Here is a 15,907-nt window from a genome sequence, read left to right as displayed (position 1 = left end):
GCGAGACGGGCAGGCGCGCGGCCGGCGGCTCGCGCGCCCGCGCCCGCGGACACGGCGCCGGGATCTGCCGGAGAGGCCGCTTGCCTCGGCCGCGCTGTGGCGCGGCGGCCGAGCGTGGCAGTCTGCCACGTAGCGAGTCTGATTCTGCCGCTGTCCTGGCGCGTTCGCTCCTCGGCGAGGTGGCATACGGGCTGCTTCAGCCGTTGCGTTGAGGGCGTGCGGGCCGCTGCGGCAGTCGAGCTGCAGCCGCCCAGCGCTCGGGACTCGACATGACCTGCTCGGTGCTGACTTTTCCAGGCTCCAGGGCGAATTCCAGACCAGGTCACGCGATGACGGGCAACGCGCCTGCGCTCCACGCCACGCGTCTCCTGCCTGGAATGACGATGGTGCTCGAATCGCTCCTCGACGACATCGCGCGCGCCCGGGAGAAGATCTGGATCTCCACGTACATCTACCGCAACGACCTGATGGGTCACCGCTTCGCCGACGCCTTCGCGGACGCCGCGCGGCGCGGCGTCGACGTGCGGCTCCTCTACGATGCGCTCGGCAGCCACGCAACGCCTGCGCCTTTCTTCGAGGACATGAGGGCTCGCGGCATCCGCGCCCGCGCTTACCGGCCGCTCAGCACGGTGCTCCGCGGGGGCGCCCTGTTCCCGCGGGAGCACTCGCGCGTCGTGGTCATCGACGGCGCGGGCTACGTCGGCGGCGCCGCGTGGGCCGACGAGTGGCTGCCGCGCGAGCAGGGCGGCGGCGGCTGGCACGAGGTCTGTAGCCGGGTGATGGGGCCGTGCGTGGCCGACATGGAGCGGGTGTTCGAGTGCCGCTGGATGCTCGCCAACGAGGCCGAGGGGCGATCCTTCGATTACTGGACCGGCGGCGTCTACGATGACGTGGAGTTCATCACGGACGCGCCCAGGCCGCCCGCGGTCATCTACGAGCGTCACCTGGAGCGGATCCGCGCGGCGCGGCGCCGCGTGTGGATCGAGAACGCGTATTTCTGCCCGCCCCGCGGGCTCGAGCGCGAGCTCATGGAGGCCGCGCGCCGCGGCATCGACGTGAAGATCATCGTGCCGCGCAACTCCGACCTCCCGGCCATCCGCAACGCGAGCCTCGCGCGGTACAGGTCGTGGCTGGAGAACGGGCTCCAGATCTACGAGTTCCTCCCCTCGATGCTCCACTCGAAGTTCGCGGTCATCGACGACGACTGGGCGACGGTGGGGACCTTCAACGTGAACCCGACCAGCCTGAGGTGGGTGAGCGAGGCGAACCTCATCGTCAAGCAGCCTGCCTTCGTGAGGGACGCCGCCATGGTCTTCGAGCGGGACCTCGAGAAGAGCGAGGAGGTGTGCCTCAACAACCTTCCCAGGCTGGGGCCGCTGGCGCGGCTGCGGAACGCGCTGTGGAGCATGGGGCTCGATCTGCTGGAGCCGCGGTACGCGGGCGTGCGCTGGCACGGCGCGCTCCCCGAGCGCGAGGGCGGGTTGCTGCCCTCGCTCGGGGTCTAGCGAGGCCCACGGCCGCCAGGCCGGCAGAACAAGGGCCTTCGATCGGGTCGAGCGCCTCCCGGCGCTCCGCGGCTCATCTCCAGAGCGCTCGACAGCCACTCCTGACGTCTCCCGACGTCCTGCGCGCGCCGCTTGGCACCACGTCGCCTCGGCCCCAGCAGGGACACAGGCCCGGAAGATCGGGTACGTGGCGTCCGCCGCCGCCGGGGGCAGGAGGGGAGTTCAGGATGAAACGTCGTATCATGGAGCCCTGGAAGGGCGTTGTTCCGGCGGGCGTCGCCGGCGCGTTGCTCGCGCTGATCGGCTGCGCCGATCTCGGCCCGCCCGGGAGGGACGCGGACGACGAGCGGCCGGGGGCAGCGGAGGGCGGCGACGAGGCGCTGGGGGAGGGGAGCGCCGAGGCCACCGCGACCGGCAGGTGCCTCGTGACCGGCTGCAGCCGGCAGCTCTGCGCCGAGACGCCGACCACGACGACGTGCGAGTGGCGCGAGGCCTACGCGTGCTACGCGTCGCACGGCGTCTGCGAGCGCGACGCGGGAGGCCAGTGCGGCTGGCGTCAGACGCCGGAGCTCGCCGACTGCCTGCGCGCGAGGCGGTGAACCGCGGTCAGCTCGTCGATGCCGGCCCGCTAGGGTGCCGCCGGAGCGTCAGGGGACGGCTCCGCCGCCCCGGCGTCCGCGGCCGGCGCCGGCGGCGCTTCCTCGGTCGCCGGCCGGTGCGCGTCGTTCTCCCGCCTGGCCGTCGCTGTGTCCTCGGGGGCGTCGACCGTGCTCGTCGAGCCCTCGGCCGCCGGAGGCGGCGGCGGGCAGGCCGTTGCCCCGCCCGCCTGCCCCCCGTCCGCGGGGCAGGACGCGGCGGCCTCGGGCGACGGCGCGGTGGGCGACGCCTGCGCCACGAGCAGCGGCGCCTCCACGCCCGCGTCGGACGCGGGCAGCTCCGGCAGCGCGGTCGCCGGGGCCGGCACCTTCTGGGGCGCGGGGGCGGCCGCCGTGGCCGGCGCCGCGGGCGGAGCAGGCTTCGCGGCGCGCGTCGGGCGCGGCGCCACGGGCGCCGCCGGCGTCACCACGAGCCCGCGCGCCATGCTGGCCGTGAGGGAGCTCCCCTCGGCCGCCGGCTGCGTCGGCGCCGGCGCCGGCGTCCCGGCCATCGTCGCGGCGGGCGCGGCCGGGGGCACCGGCGTCAGCTCGGCGACAGGGCCCGTCGTGACCGGCGCGACGCTCCACGCCGCCGCCCCCGCCATCAGCACGAACCCGGCCGCCGCCACGCGGCGGAACGGGAAGCGCTCTCGCAGCGAGGGCCGCTGCGACGGCGCCCCGGCCCCCCGCAGGTTCCCCATCGCGGTCGCCTCGGACCACGCGCGCTCGCCGCTGTCCTCCAGCGGCTGGCGCCCCGCCGCCATCGGCGCCCTCGGCTCCGCCTCGGCCGGCGCCCGCCGCGCGGACGCCATCGGGAGCTGCAGCTCCATGGGATCGTCGGCGCGGCGCGAGTGCAGCGTCGGCGCGGAGCTCACCACCATCGGCCGCGGTGACGGCGCCGGGACCTGGCTTGTCCGCTCGTCCAGCCACTGCGCGCGCAGCGACGCCCCGCACACGTCCTCCGAGACGCCGCGCGAGAGCAGCCACGTCGCGAGCGCGACGCCGAGCTCCCGCATGCTCCCCCAGCGCTCCGTCGGGTCCTTGCGCAGCCCGCGCTCGATGATCGACCACAGCGCCGGGTCTGCGCCGCACCGCTCGACGAGCGACGGCACCGGGTCCTGGAGGATCGCGCGCAGCGTCCCGAACCCCTGCTCCCCGGCATACGGCGTCTCGCCCGAGATCGCCTCGTACAGCATCGTGCAGAGCGCCCAGATGTCCGCGCGGTGATCGAGCTGACCCTGCCCGAGCGCCTGCTCGGGAGGCATGTACTGCGGCGTCCCGATCACGGCGGCGCCCGTCGAGCCGGACTCGGGCTCTGTCCAGGTGACCTTCGCGATCCCGAAATCAACGACCTTCGGCTGGAGCCTGCCGTCGCCCTGATCCGCCAGCATCACGTTGTCCGGCTTGAGATCCCGGTGGACGACGCCGCGCTCGTGGGCCGCGTGCATCGCGCTCGCGACCGGCAGCAGGATCGCGATCGCCCACTCGGGCGAGAACCGCTGCTCCCGGCAGAGCACGTCCCGCAGGGCCTCGCCCTCGAGCAGCTCCATCACGATGTACGGCGTGCCGCCCGCGGTCTTGCCGAGATCGAAGACGCGCACGATCCCCGGATGGCTCAGCTTCGCCGCCGCGCGCGCCTCACGGAGCAATCGCTCCGCGATCGCCGGAGAGCGCATCTCCGGTCGCAGCACCTTGATCGCCACGTTCGCCTCGAGCGCGGTGTTCGCGGCGACCCAGACAGAGCCCATCGCCCCCTCTCCCGCTTTGCGGAGGAGCTGGTACTTGTCGCCCACCAACGTGCCGACCTCGAAGAGTTCCCCTAAGGTGTGCTCGTAACCCTGGGTCATGTTGCTCGACATGCGCTCTCCTGTCGCCTGCTCCGGGCATCCAGCCGCTCACCACGCCACGCCACGCGTTCCACGTCGAAATCTGGAGCATCGCCCATGCCAGAAGTCTGCCCTCGGGGAACGCCTGAGACCCCGCGCGGGCGCGTGAGCGGCAGCGCGCCTCAGCGAGGCAAGTTGCCACGCGCCGGGGCGCGGTCGAGGCACGCGAGCGCCGTGCCCGCAAAGCACCCTAGATGAAGCTGTCGTAGGGACGCCTGAGCGCGCTGTCGCTCCGGACGTTCTCGGCGCCGGCATACTCGAGGATCATCTCCAGGATCTCGGCGTCTCGCTGCGACTGGGCATGAACGCCGACGAGGATCTCGCCTTGCTGCAAGCCGGTCTCGTAGACGCGCGCGCGGTGCTCGGGGATCCCCGCGGCGACGAGCGCGCCGACGAGCCCGCCCGCCGCGCTGCCCGCGCCGGCGAGCGCGGCCTCGATCGGCCCTGCCGCCACGAGCCCGAGGCCGGGGAACGCGGCGCTCGTGCCGAGCGCCGCGACCGTGACGACGGCCGCCCCCGCGGCCCCGCCCCTGCCGACGTCCGCCGCCTTCGCGCTGGTTCCGCTCTCGACATGCTGGCCGCGCGCGGCGTGACTCATGACAACGCTGATGGTGTCGCGCCTGTATCCACAGCTCATGACGCGCTCAACCGCCCTCTCGGCGTCCGCCCGCGTCTGCAGCAGACCGGTCACCAGCTTCACCTTCACGTACCACTCCTTTCCCAGGGGCGTCACCGCGCGGCGCGATCCCTCGCTGTATTCTGGAATCCCACACGAGCCAGCAGACGGCGTGCCAGCCGAAATTGCCGCGGATCCCGGGGATCCAGCGCTGTCGGTTGTGGACGTTCGCGCAAGGAGCTGCGCAGGGACGCCACACTGGGGCATCATTGCAGCGCAGACGAACTGTCCGCCATGCCCTGAGCTGAGCCCGCTGTGGCGATGGTGGACAGCGGCGGAGGCGAGCTCAGCGATGCAGCCAGATCCGGAGCAGCGCGAGGAGCTGCTCCGTGTCGACCGGCTTCGAGATGTAGTCGGTCGCGCCCGCCTCGAGGCACTTCTCCCGGTCGCCCTTCATCGCCCTGGCCGTGACCGCGATGATCGGCAGCGTCTGGAACACGGGACGTTTGCGGATGGCGCGCATGGTGTCGTATCCGTCCATCTCCGGCATCATGATGTCCATGAGGACGACATCGATACCGCTCGTCCGCTCCAGGCGCTCGATGGCGGCCTTGCCCGTGTCCGCGGCGAGGGTCGTCATTCCGTGGCTCTCGAGGACGGTCTTCAGCGCGTAGATGTTGCGGAAATCGTCGTCGACGATCAGCGCGCACTTGCCGGAGAGCGCGGTGGCCGACTCGTGGAGCTGCTCCACGATGAGCCGCTTCGGCTCCGGCAGGTCCGAGAGCCGGCGGTGCAGCGCGAGCGTCACCTCGTCGTAGAGGCGCTCTCGCGACTGGACGTGCTTCACCGGGAGCCGCTGCGCCAGCCGGGCGACCTGCACCTCGTCGTCCCCGGCGATGTCGGCCGGCGTGTACACGATCGCCGTCAGCTCGGCGAAGCGCCCGGCACGGTCGAGGTGGTCGATGAGCTCCAGGCCGGACATGTCGGGCAGGCGCAGCCCGAGCACAAGGGCGTCGAACCCCTCGTGCTGGAGCGCCGCGAGCGCGGCCTGCCCCGTCTCCACGGTGGTGATCGCGACCCCCTCGTCCTGGAGCAGCTCGGCCACGGGGTCGCCCGAGGCCCTGTCCGGCTCGATCAGGAGCAGCCGGCGCCGCGGCGAGTTGACCAGCCCGCCGAGCCGCCCGAACGCGTCGTCGAGCGCCGTCCTGCTGCTCAGCGGCTTGTTGAGCAGCCCCACCGCGCCCATCCGCCGCGCGCGGCACCGCTCCTCTTCCGTCTCCGTCGTGATCACCTGGACCGGGATGTGCCGCGCCTGGAGATCGCGCTTCAGGCAGTCGAGCACGCGCCACCCGTCGATGTCGGGCAGGTTGATGTCCAGCGTGATCGCCAGCGGCCGGAGCTCGCGCACGAGCGAGAGCGCGGTCGCGCCGCGGACCGCGACGATCGCCTTGAAGTTGTGCTCCCGCGCGACGTCCACGAGGAACCGCGCGAAGACGGTGTCGTTCTCGACGATCAGGAGCGCGCGATCGCCCGGGCGCACGTTCTCGCTGTCATCGATGATCTGGGTGTCGGCGCCGGCGGACATGCGATCGGACGGGCGGCTGCTGTGGACCGGCTCCTCCTGGACCGCCGGGGCGTCGAGGACGTGCGTCGGCTGCCGCCGCGACGCGCGCACCGGGCGGTAGCTGCGCGGCAGGTAGAGGGTGAACGTGCTCCCGCGGCCCGGCGCGCTGACGAGCACGAGATCGCCGCCGAGCAGCCGCGCGATCTCCCGGCTGATCGCGAGCCCGAGCCCGGTACCTCCGTACTTCCGGCTCGTGCTCCCGTCCGCCTGCTGGAACGCCTCGAAGATGATCTGCTGTTTGTCCGGCGCGATCCCGATGCCGGTGTCGTGGACAGAGAGCGCGATCACCGCGTCGGCCCGGCTGAGCACATCGTTCTCACGGCTCCAGCCCTCGCGGGCCACTGTCACCTCCAGGATCACCCGGCCGCGCTCGGTGAACTTGAAGGCGTTGGAGAGCAGGTTCTTGAGCACCTGCTGCAGCCGCTTCGCGTCGGTGAGCATCGACGGCGGCAGCTCCTGCGCGAAGGCGACCTCGAACTCGAGCTTCTTCGCCTCGGCGACGTGCCGGAACGTGCGCTGCACGTAGTCCGAGAGGTCCTTGAAGCTGATCTCCCCGACGTCGACGACGACGGTGCCCGACTCGATCTTCGAGAGATCGAGGATGTCGTTGATGAGCGCCAGGAGGTCGGTGCCCGACGCGTGGATCGTCTTCGCGAACTCGACCTGCCGCGGGGTGAGGTTCTGGTCGTTGTTCCTGGAGAGCTGGTCCGAGAGGATGAGCAGGCTGTTCAGCGGCGTCCTGAGCTCATGGGACATGTTGGCCATGAACTCCGATTTGTACTTGGAGGTGAGGGCGAGCTGCCGCGCCTTCTCCTCGAGCGCCTGGCGGGCCTGCTCGACCTCGTGGTTCTTCCGCTCGACCTCGACGTTCTGCTCGGCGAGCAGCCGCGCCTTCTCGCCGAGCGCCGCGTTCGTCTCCTGGAGCTCCTCCTGCTGGCTCTGGAGCTCGCGCGCCAGCGACTGGGACTGCTTGAGCAGGTCCTCGGTGCGCATGTTCGCCTCGATCGTGTTGACCACGATGCCGATCGACTCGGTGAGCTGATCGAGGAACGCCTGGTGCGTCGGGCTGAAGCGCTCGAGCGACGCGAGCTCGATGACGGCCTTCACCTGCCCCTCGAAGATCACGGGCATGACGATGATGTTGACCGGGGGCGCCTCGCCGAGGCCGCTCGTGATCGTGATGTAGTCGGGCGGCGCGCTGACGAGGAGGATCTTCTCCTTCTCGAGCGCGCACTGCCCGACGAGCCCCTCGCCCAGCTTGAACTGGTTGTCCACGTGCTTGCGCTGCTTGAACGCGTAGCTCGCGAGCAGCTTCAGGACGGGCTCTTCCCGGGACGAGTCCATGATGTAGAAGACGCCCTGCTGCGCCGTCACGACGGGCGCGAGCTCGGAGAGGATGAGCCGGCCGACGGTGAGCAGATCCTTCTGCCCCTGGAGCATGCGCGAGAACTTGGCGAGGTTGCTCTTGAGCCAGTCCTGCTCGCTGTTCTTCAGCGTCGTGTCCTTGAGGTTCCGGATCATCTCATTGATGTTGTCCTTCAGCGCGGCGACCTCGCCCTGCGCCTCGACCTTGATCGACCGGGTGAGGTCGCCCTTGGTCACGGCGGTGGCGACCTCGGCGATCGCGCGCACCTGCGTGGTGAGGTTCGCCGCGAGCCGGTTCACGTTATCGGTGAGGTCCTTCCAGGTGCCGGCGGCCCCGGGCACGCTCGCCTGCCCGCCGAGCTTCCCCTCGACGCCGACCTCGCGCGCCACCGTCGTCACCTGATCCGCGAACGTCGCGAGCGTCTCGATCATGCCGTTGATCGTGTCCGCGAGCGCGGCGATCTCGCCCTTCGCGTCGACGATCAGCTTGCGCTTGAGATCGCCGTTGGCGACCGCGGTCACGACCTTGGCGATGCCGCGCACCTGGTTCGTCAGGTTGCCGGCCATCGAGTTCACGTTGTCGGTGAGGTCCTTCCAGGTGCCGGCGACGCCGCGGACGTCGGCCTGGCCGCCGAGCTTTCCCTCGGTGCCGACCTCGCGCGCGACGCGGGTGACCTCGGAGGCGAAGGAGTTGAGCTGATCGACCATCGTGTTGATGGTGTTCTTGAGCTCGAGGATCTCGCCCTTGACGTCGACGGTGATCTTCTTGGAGAGATCGCCGTTGGCGACGGCGGTGGTGACGGCGGCGATGTTGCGCACCTGGGCGGTGAGGTTGCCGGCCATCGAGTTGACGGAGTCGGTGAGGTCCTTCCACGTCCCCGCGACGCCGCGGACGTCGGCCTGCCCGCCGAGCTTGCCCTCGGTGCCGACCTCGCGCGCGACGCGGGTCACCTCGGACGCAAAGGAGCGGAGCTGATCGACCATCGTGTTGATGGTGTCCTTGAGCTCGAGGATCTCGCCGCGGACATCGACGGTGATCTTCTTGGAGAGATCGCCGTTGGCGACGGCGGTGGTGACGGCGGCGATGTTGCGCACCTGGGCGGTGAGGTTGCCGGCCATCGAGTTGACGGAGTCGGTGAGGTCCTTCCAGGTGCCGGCGACGCCGGTCACCTCGGCCTGGCCGCCGAGCTTGCCCTCGGTGCCGACCTCGCGCGCGACGCGCGTCACCTGCGCCGCGAAGGCGCTGAGCTGATCGACCATCGTGTTGATGGTGTTCTTGAGCTCGAGGATCTCGCCCTTGACGTCGACGGTGATCTTCTTGGAGAGGTCGCCGTTGGCGACGGCGGTGGTGACGGCGGCGATGTTGCGCACCTGGGCGGTGAGGTTGCCGGCCATCGAGTTGACGGAGTCGGTGAGGTCCTTCCAGGTGCCGGCGACGCCGCGGACGTCGGCCTGGCCGCCGAGCTTTCCCTCGGTGCCGACCTCGCGCGCGACGCGGGTGACCTCGGAGGCGAAGGAGTTGAGCTGATCGACCATCGTGTTGATGGTGTTCTTGAGCTCGAGGATCTCGCCCTTGACGTCGACGGTGATCTTCTTCGAGAGATCCCCGGTGGCGACCGCGGTGGTGACGGTGGCGATGTTGCGCACCTGGGCGGTGAGGTTGCCGGCCATCGAGTTGACGGAGTCGGTGAGGTCCTTCCACGTCCCCGCGACGCCGCGGACGTCGGCCTGTCCGCCGAGCTTTCCCTCGGTGCCGACCTCGCGCGCGACGCGGGTGACCTCGGCGGCGAGCGAGCTGAGCTGATCGACCATCGTGTTGATGGTGTCCTTGAGCTCGAGGATCTCGCCCTTGACGTCGACGGTGATCTTCTTGGAGAGGTCGCCTTTCGCGACGGCGGTGGTGACCGTGGCGATGTTGCGCACCTGGGCGGTGAGGTTCGACGCCATCGAGTTGACGGAGTCGGTGAGATCCTTCCAGGTGCCGGCGACGCCCTTGACGTCGGCCTGGCCGCCGAGCTTTCCCTCGGTGCCGACCTCGCGCGCGACGCGCGTGACCTCGGAGGCGAAGGAGTTGAGCTGATCGACCATCGTGTTGATGGTGTTCTTGAGCTCGAGGATCTCGCCCTTGACGTCGACGGTGATCTTCTTGGAGAGGTCGCCGTTGGCGACGGCGGTGGTGACGGCGGCGATGTTGCGCACCTGGGCGGTGAGGTTGCCGGCCATCGAGTTGACGGAGTCGGTGAGATCCTTCCACGTCCCCGCGACGCCCTTCACCTCGGCTTGCCCGCCGAGCTTGCCCTCGGTGCCGACCTCGCGCGCGACGCGGGTGACCTCGGAGGCGAAGGAGCGGAGCTGATCGACCATCGTGTTGATGGTGTCCTTGAGCTCGAGGATCTCGCCCTTGACGTCGACGGTGATCTTCTTCGAGAGATCGCCGGTCGCGACGGCGGTGGTGACGGCGGCGATGTTGCGCACCTGGGCGGTGATGTTGCCCGCCATCGAGTTGACGGAGTCGGTGAGATCCTTCCAGGTGCCGGCGACGCCCTTGACGTCGGCCTGGCCGCCGAGCTTTCCCTCGGTGCCGACCTCGCGCGCGACGCGCGTGACCTCGGAGGCGAAGGAGCCGAGCTGCTCGACCATCGTGTTGACGGTCTTGGCCGTCCGGAGGAACTCGCCGTCGAGCGGCCTGCCGTCCACCTCGAGGGCCATCGTCTGCGAGAGGTCGCCCTTGGCGACCGCCCCGATGACGCGCGCCGTCTCGGCCGTGGGGTGGACGAGATCGCCGATGAGCGCGTTCATGCACGCGATCGCGTCGGCCCAGGCGCCGTTCACCTCGCCGATGAAGGCGCGCTGCGAGAGCTTGCCCTCCTTGCCCACCACGCGGCTCAGGCGCTGGAGCTCTCGCGCCATCTTGTCGTTGAGCTCGACGACGTCGTTGAACGTGTCCGCGATCTTCCCGTCGAGCCCCTCCAGATCGGGGGGCAGCCGCACCGAGAAATCGCCCTTCTTGAGCGCCGTCAGCGACAGCAGCAGCGTCCGCCGGTCGATCCCGCCCTGCTCGACGGCCGGCGCGGCGCGGGCGACGCTGGCCGCAGGGGCCTTCTTCGCGCGCGCGGCGCCGTGCAGCCCGTCCCCGGACGCGCCCTTCTTGGTCTTGCCGTTGCCAGCTCTCGCCTTGCGGGCCGCCTTGTCGAGGTCGCTTCGCTGCTCCATGCCGCTGTTCTCCTGGCCCCGCCTGTGAGCGGGGCCGATCTTTCAAGGGAAACGAGAGCGCGCCCCGGACACGGAGGTGTCCCGGAGCGCCGCAAGCGGTCGGGCCGGAGGCCCGCGCATGGCCCCCGTGCGGTGCCCGCGCATCGCCGTGAGGCGGGGAGAGGACGGCTGGAGGACAGGCCCTCTCGCCTGGTGGGCAAAACCCTCGATCGCCTCGAGCAGGGCGGGCCTTTGCGGGCCGCTCGCGCCGCCGAAGGGCAGGGCTCTCGCTGCCCGACCGCGGAGATTCCGTCGGGTCTCATCGATGTTCAGGCTTCGGTGCACGATGCGCGTCCGCACCCACCGCACGACAGCATGGGTTCGTATACTACGCAGGCGCGCAGCCGGGCAAGCTTCGCGCCGCGCGCGTCGCGCGCTTTGCCTGTCGTGCGCCGTCGGGCCAGGTGTGTGGCGAGCAGGCCCGCGCAGCCACGCTGTCAGAGCACCGTGAGGGCAGCCATGCGCGGGGAGAGAGGGGGCGAGGTGCGCTGACTCAGGCGACGTCGGCCTTCGGTGTCCGGCGCTTCGGTGGGAGAGAGCTCGGCTTCTTCCGTGGCGTGACGATGCAGTAACGCCCTGCCTCTCCCACCTTCTCGTGGACGCCCGACTCCAGCGCCAGCCGCCCTGGCGCCAGCGGCGGCAGCCACCGCGACACGCTCGCGAGGCACGAGGGGCGCTCGGGGAAGGGCGAGTGACGGGGGCGCGGCCGCTCCGAGGCCGCATCGTAGGGGCGCTCCGGACTCGCGTCCTGCGCCCGCTCTACACCTGCGTCGACGGGCCGCTCCGGGGCCACGACAGCGTCGAGCGCTCGCTCGGACAGGGAGCCGTGCGGCGGCCGATCGGAGGGCGCGGCGTGCGGCGGCCGCTCGGACGGCGGGCCGTGCGGCGGCCGCTCCGTGAGGGCGCCGTGCGTCCCGTCGAGCGAGGCGCCGTTCTGCGCAGGGTGCATGCCGGACGATGCGCGCCGCTTCGCGGTCGTCGCCGCGATCCGGAGCCGGAGATCCTCGACGTGCCTCGCGAGCCGCTCGGTCTCTTCCGTGAGCCGCGTGAAATCATCGACCTGGCTTCTGCGCTCTGACATAAACGAGTCCTTTGCTGCGTTTATCAGCCGATCTCGACTCTCTGACTCGCGTCCGTGCACATCACATGCCGAGCGAGCACAGGACGCTTGAACGGAACGTGCAAGGCGGAGCAGAGCGACGGTGTGGCGGACTGCCGCATCGTGGCAAAGGTGCCTCCACCCTGTAATCGCGATCGCTGCTGCAGGCCAGCGCGACGAGCGGAGAGCAGCCAGAAAACGCGGGGGCGGAATCGGCGGCACGGCCTGTGCCATGGCGAGGCCGCACACACGATGGATGAGCCCGGCGCGCTTCAATGCGTCACGGACCGTCCGCCGGGCCGGCGAGCGCGTCATGCGTCTGGGGCTCGGCGGGCCGGGCCGGAGGCGCGCGCGGAGTGGCGGAGTGGCGGATTGAAGGAGCAGATCCATGCAGAACTCGGTCTTTGAATCGCTCGGTGCCCGGCTGGGGATCCCGGCGGATGGCCCGTGGCCGTGGGTGGTCGTGGCGGCGAGCGTTCCGGTCGGCCTCGGGCTCGCGCGGCTCGTGGTGCACGCGTTCCGGCGCGCCGCCTCGCTCGTCGTGCGGAGGACGGCGACGCCGTGGGACGAAAAGACGCTCGACGCGGCAATCGGCCCCATGACGCTTTGCCTCGGCGTGATCTTGACGGCAGGCCTCGCCAAGACGACGCGGCTCGGCCAGGAGCTCGTGGCCGAGCTGCGGCCGCTCCTCTCGGCGCTGTTCATCGGCGGGGTGGCGTGGCTGCTCATGCGCGTCGTGGGGATCCTCTCCGAGGTGCTGGACGCGCGCGCCCTGCGGCACCTCGAGGAGGGGAGCGAGTCGTCGCGCGGGCTGCGCACCCAGGCGCGCGTGCTCGAGCGGGTCGCGCGCGTGATCATCGTGATCGTCGCGGGCGCGCTCGTGCTCCTGAACTTCGAGACCGTGCGGAACGTCGGTGTCTCGCTCCTGGCGTCGGCCGGCATCGCGGGCGTCGTGCTCGGCCTGGCCGCGCAGAAGCCGGTCGGCGCGATCCTGTCCGGCCTCCACATCCTGTTCACGCGCCCCATCGACCTCGGCGACAAGGTGGTGGTGGACGGGCAGTTCGGGACCGTCGAGGAGATCCGCCTGACGCACGTGGTCATGAAGATCTGGGACGAGCGGCGGCTCATCATTCCGACCGCGCGGCTCCTGGACCAGTCGTTCGAGAACTGGACGAAGCACGGCGCGGAGAAGCTCGGCACCGTCGAGATCTACGTCGATTACCGGACGCCCGTGGAAGCTATCCGCCAGCATTTCGAGTCCATCCTTCCGAACAGCGAGCTCTGGGATGGTCGCGTGAAGGCCGTCCAGGTCACGAACGTGTCAGAGCGCACCATCGAGGTGCGGTTTCTCGTTTCATCGAGCGACTCGGGGAAGCTGTTCGATCTGCGGTGCTGGGTGCGCGAGGAGATGCTCCGCTGGGTGCGCGAGCTCGAGGACGGCCTGTTCCTGCCGCAGGAGCGCTTCACGCGGGCGTCTCCCGTCGCCGAGGCGGTCGAGCGGCGTGGGCCGGCCTCGGGCGGCCGCGCGCGGCGGGCTGGAGGGATGGACGGCGTCGGTGATGTGACGTCGTGACGGAGCGCGCCTGCTACGTAGCGTAACGCCACACCGCGACATCCGGCCATGCCGCACTGTTGGCGTGCTCATCCGGCGCGTCGCGGCCCCGTGAACTCCCCGCCTCACGCCCGCCGACTCGATGACAGCCCGAGGCGCGGAACAGGTCATCGCGCCAGATCGCCGCCCGCCGCGCAGCGCGAGGCGGTGTGTTGCTCATCACGTGGAGCAGGAAAGCGGCACGTGCTTTGCAGTGAGCGTAGAAAAAGTCCGCGACATTGCCCGTCGGCCGTCCACCGCGCGACGAGGTTCTCGCCACACCCCCCGGGGGGAAGGGGGGGCGGTGGCAGGTCGGAACTGCCCTCCCGCCATGCGCAGCGGTCTGCGCGAGAACCCAGGAGCAATGTGCCATGAATTGGGTCATCAGGGTCACGCGGATTGGCGGTATTGAAGTCGTTGCCCACGCGGCGTTCGGCCTGCTCATCCCGCTCGGGGCGCTCCAGTGGGGGGCGCGGCACGGCGGGGGCGGCGCGCTCTTCGGCTGCGCGCTCGGCGCGGCGCTGCTCGGGTGCGTGGCGCTGCAGGCGCTCGTGCACGGGGTGGTGGCGCGGCAGCTCGGGCTCGGTCTGAGCGAGGTCCTGCTCTCGCCGCTCGGCGCGGTGGCGCGGCGCGCGCGCCCCGTGGCCGGCTGGACGCAGGGCGGCGCGCTCGGCCTCGCCGCGAACTTCGCGCTCGCGACGCTGTTCTTCGTGGCGGTCGACGGGCAGCGCGGGGCGGAGGAGCTCCGGTGGGCGTCGGTGCTGCAGGCCGCCGAGGCGCCCTCGCGCGAGGCGGCGCTCGTGTGGGTCGCGAGCGCGAACCTCGGCATCGCGACGCTCGGCCTGCTGCCGGCGCTGCCGCTCGAGGGCGGCCGCCTGGTGCGCGAGGCGCTCTCGCCGCTCACGGGCACCTGGCTCGCGACCACGATGGCGGCGACGCTCGGTCAGGCGATGGCGGCGGTGCTGTTCTTCATCGCGCTGTTCGGCGGTCAGGTCCTGATCGCGGGGCTGTCGGCGCTCCTCTTTCTGGGGGCGCGGCGGGAGTGGAGCGCGGCGCAGGCGGTGATGGCGCCTGTCGAGGTCACCGAGTGCCGTCCGCTCGTCGAGGGCAGGGCCGTCCAGCTCTGGCCTGGCGAGCTCGTGGGCGACGCCGCGCGGCGCATCCTGGCGAGCCAGGAGCCGGATTTCCCGGTGGTCTACGAGGACCGCGTGATCGGGATCGTGACGCGAACGGACGTGATGCGCGCGCTGGCTTCTGGCGAGGAGGGGTCGTTCATCGCCTGGATCATGCGGTGTGACGTGCCCAGGGTGGCGGCGGACGTGCCGCTCGACGAGGTGGGGCGGAAGATGGTGGAGAAGAACACGCCGGTGGTGGCGGTGTTCGATGGGGAGAGCTATCTGGGGCTCGTCAAGCACTCGGATATCGCGGGCGCCCTCACGCGGGGGCGCGGTGGGCGGCTGGGGAGGATTCACCTGGCGGCTCAGCCTGGGTGACCGCAGCCCCTCGAATTCTTCGGAAAATTCACAGGGAGGCGGGGAGGAAGATCTTCAAATACTCCCCGCCTCCCCGCCTCCCCGCCTCCCGGTTCAATTTCTCCGCTGAAAAGGGCTGCTGATGAGGGGATTCCTTGGCGCGCGACGAGCTCCGCCCCTGGGGCCTACGATCCACGTGAAGAGGGGAAGCGACCGCTGCGCGGGACGACTCAGGCTTGATGACGGCGCAAGCGAAACGCCCCGCCCCGGGGGACGGGGCGGGGCGTTCTTGGGTCGCCCTGCGGCGGAGCCTCAATCGCTGCGCACGAAATTGAGCTTGAAGGAGACCACGAGCACGAGCGCGTCCTGACTGATGCGACGCTTGCCCCAGGCGACCCCGATGTGCAGCCCATCGATCGGCTCGAGGTTGGAGGGGAGACCCACGGTGTGCGTGAGCGTCTTCGTGAAGTTCCACTCAGGCTTCTTGTTCGCGAGCGCCGAGTTGACGGCCTTCATGATCGTGTGGTCGATGATCGAGGGGATGCCGCGGATGTCGGCCTCCTCGAGCTCGACGTTGAACGCGAGGACGTTCCCACTGTTCTTCTCGACGATCTCGGGGGAGATGAGGACCTTGAGCTCATCGAGCTTGACGGTGGGGCTCACGACCGGGATAGACCACTTCAGCTCCGCAGGACAGTTGACGCGCAGGCCCATGTCCTCGACCAGCGTGATCTCGGTCGGCTTGCCCAGGTAGAGCCAGCGGTCCGTCTTCTCGTCATCGTCCAGGTGGATTTTCACGGGGAGGAACTCGCCCAGAATCTGGACGAGATCCTCCCGCGTGATGATGGCTTCGAGCCACACG

At 70.6% G+C, this 15,907-nt stretch carries 9 protein-coding genes; 4 read left to right on the top strand and 5 right to left on the bottom strand.

The features are described from left to right. The first annotated feature begins 329 nt into the window (after nucleotides 1–329). On the top strand, nucleotides 330–1,505 hold the full coding sequence (locus WME96_RS27240) for a phospholipase D-like domain-containing protein (protein WP_437284504.1): 1,176 nt from the start codon (nucleotides 330–332) through the stop codon (nucleotides 1,503–1,505). Nucleotides 1,506–1,732: 227 nt separating this feature from the next. Next, nucleotides 1,733–2,104: a hypothetical protein gene (locus WME96_RS27235; RefSeq protein ID WP_437284503.1), complete on the top strand. Its 372-nt coding sequence runs from the start codon at nucleotides 1,733–1,735 to the stop codon at nucleotides 2,102–2,104. Between the two features lie 29 nt (nucleotides 2,105–2,133). Here WME96_RS27235 and WME96_RS27230 read toward each other — a convergent pair whose 3' ends face one another. The 4 genes from WME96_RS27230 to WME96_RS27215 form a co-directional block, all read right to left on the bottom strand. Further along, nucleotides 2,134–3,987 carry a protein kinase domain-containing protein gene (locus WME96_RS27230; RefSeq protein ID WP_437292366.1) on the bottom strand — a complete coding sequence of 618 codons (1,854 nt, stop codon included), beginning with the start codon at nucleotides 3,985–3,987 and terminating at the stop codon, nucleotides 2,134–2,136. 229 nt (nucleotides 3,988–4,216) lie between these two features. After that, on the bottom strand, nucleotides 4,217–4,759 hold the full coding sequence (locus WME96_RS27225) for a hypothetical protein (protein ID WP_437284502.1): 543 nt from the start codon (nucleotides 4,757–4,759) through the stop codon (nucleotides 4,217–4,219). 229 nt (nucleotides 4,760–4,988) lie between these two features. Further along, a complete protein-coding gene (locus WME96_RS27220; protein WP_437284501.1) occupies nucleotides 4,989–10,844 on the bottom strand; it encodes a HAMP domain-containing protein in 5,856 nt (1,951 codons plus the stop codon). A gap of 532 nt (nucleotides 10,845–11,376) precedes the next feature. Beyond that, nucleotides 11,377–11,964 carry a hypothetical protein gene (locus tag WME96_RS27215; RefSeq protein WP_437284500.1) on the bottom strand — a complete coding sequence of 196 codons (588 nt, stop codon included), beginning with the start codon at nucleotides 11,962–11,964 and terminating at the stop codon, nucleotides 11,377–11,379. 406 nt (nucleotides 11,965–12,370) lie between these two features. Here WME96_RS27215 and WME96_RS27210 point away from each other — a divergent pair, with 406 nt between their 5' ends. Beyond that, nucleotides 12,371–13,555: a mechanosensitive ion channel family protein gene (locus tag WME96_RS27210; protein WP_437284499.1), complete on the top strand. Its 1,185-nt coding sequence runs from the start codon at nucleotides 12,371–12,373 to the stop codon at nucleotides 13,553–13,555. A gap of 389 nt (nucleotides 13,556–13,944) precedes the next feature. Further along, the gene (locus WME96_RS27205) at nucleotides 13,945–15,066 is read left to right on the top strand and encodes a CBS domain-containing protein (RefSeq protein ID WP_437284498.1); all 1,122 of its coding nucleotides are present in this window, start codon (nucleotides 13,945–13,947) and stop codon (nucleotides 15,064–15,066) included. A gap of 291 nt (nucleotides 15,067–15,357) precedes the next feature. On the opposite strand, the gene WME96_RS27200 is transcribed toward WME96_RS27205, so the two are convergent. Then, nucleotides 15,358–15,906, bottom strand: a complete 549-nt coding sequence (locus WME96_RS27200) for a hypothetical protein (RefSeq protein ID WP_061618929.1) — start codon at nucleotides 15,904–15,906, stop codon at nucleotides 15,358–15,360. Between the last annotated feature and the right edge of the window lies 1 nt (nucleotide 15,907).

The organism is Sorangium sp. So ce406 (assembly GCF_051474675.1).
GTDB classification, from domain to species: domain Bacteria; phylum Myxococcota_A; class Polyangia; order Polyangiales; family Polyangiaceae; genus Sorangium; species Sorangium cellulosum_G.
This window is presented reverse-complemented; position numbering and strand designations above follow the sequence as displayed.

Coding starts and splice junctions, on each gene's coding strand:
- WME96_RS27230 (WP_437292366.1), bottom strand. CDS start 3,987: ATGACCCAGGGTTACGAGCACACCTTAGGGGAACTCTTCGAGGTCGGC.
- WME96_RS27240 (WP_437284504.1), top strand. CDS start 330: ATGACGGGCAACGCGCCTGCGCTCCACGCCACGCGTCTCCTGCCTGGA.
- WME96_RS27210 (WP_437284499.1), top strand. CDS start 12,371: ATGCAGAACTCGGTCTTTGAATCGCTCGGTGCCCGGCTGGGGATCCCG.
- WME96_RS27205 (WP_437284498.1), top strand. CDS start 13,945: ATGAATTGGGTCATCAGGGTCACGCGGATTGGCGGTATTGAAGTCGTT.
- WME96_RS27235 (WP_437284503.1), top strand. CDS start 1,733: ATGAAACGTCGTATCATGGAGCCCTGGAAGGGCGTTGTTCCGGCGGGC.
- WME96_RS27220 (WP_437284501.1), bottom strand. CDS start 10,844: ATGGAGCAGCGAAGCGACCTCGACAAGGCGGCCCGCAAGGCGAGAGCT.
- WME96_RS27215 (WP_437284500.1), bottom strand. CDS start 11,964: ATGTCAGAGCGCAGAAGCCAGGTCGATGATTTCACGCGGCTCACGGAA.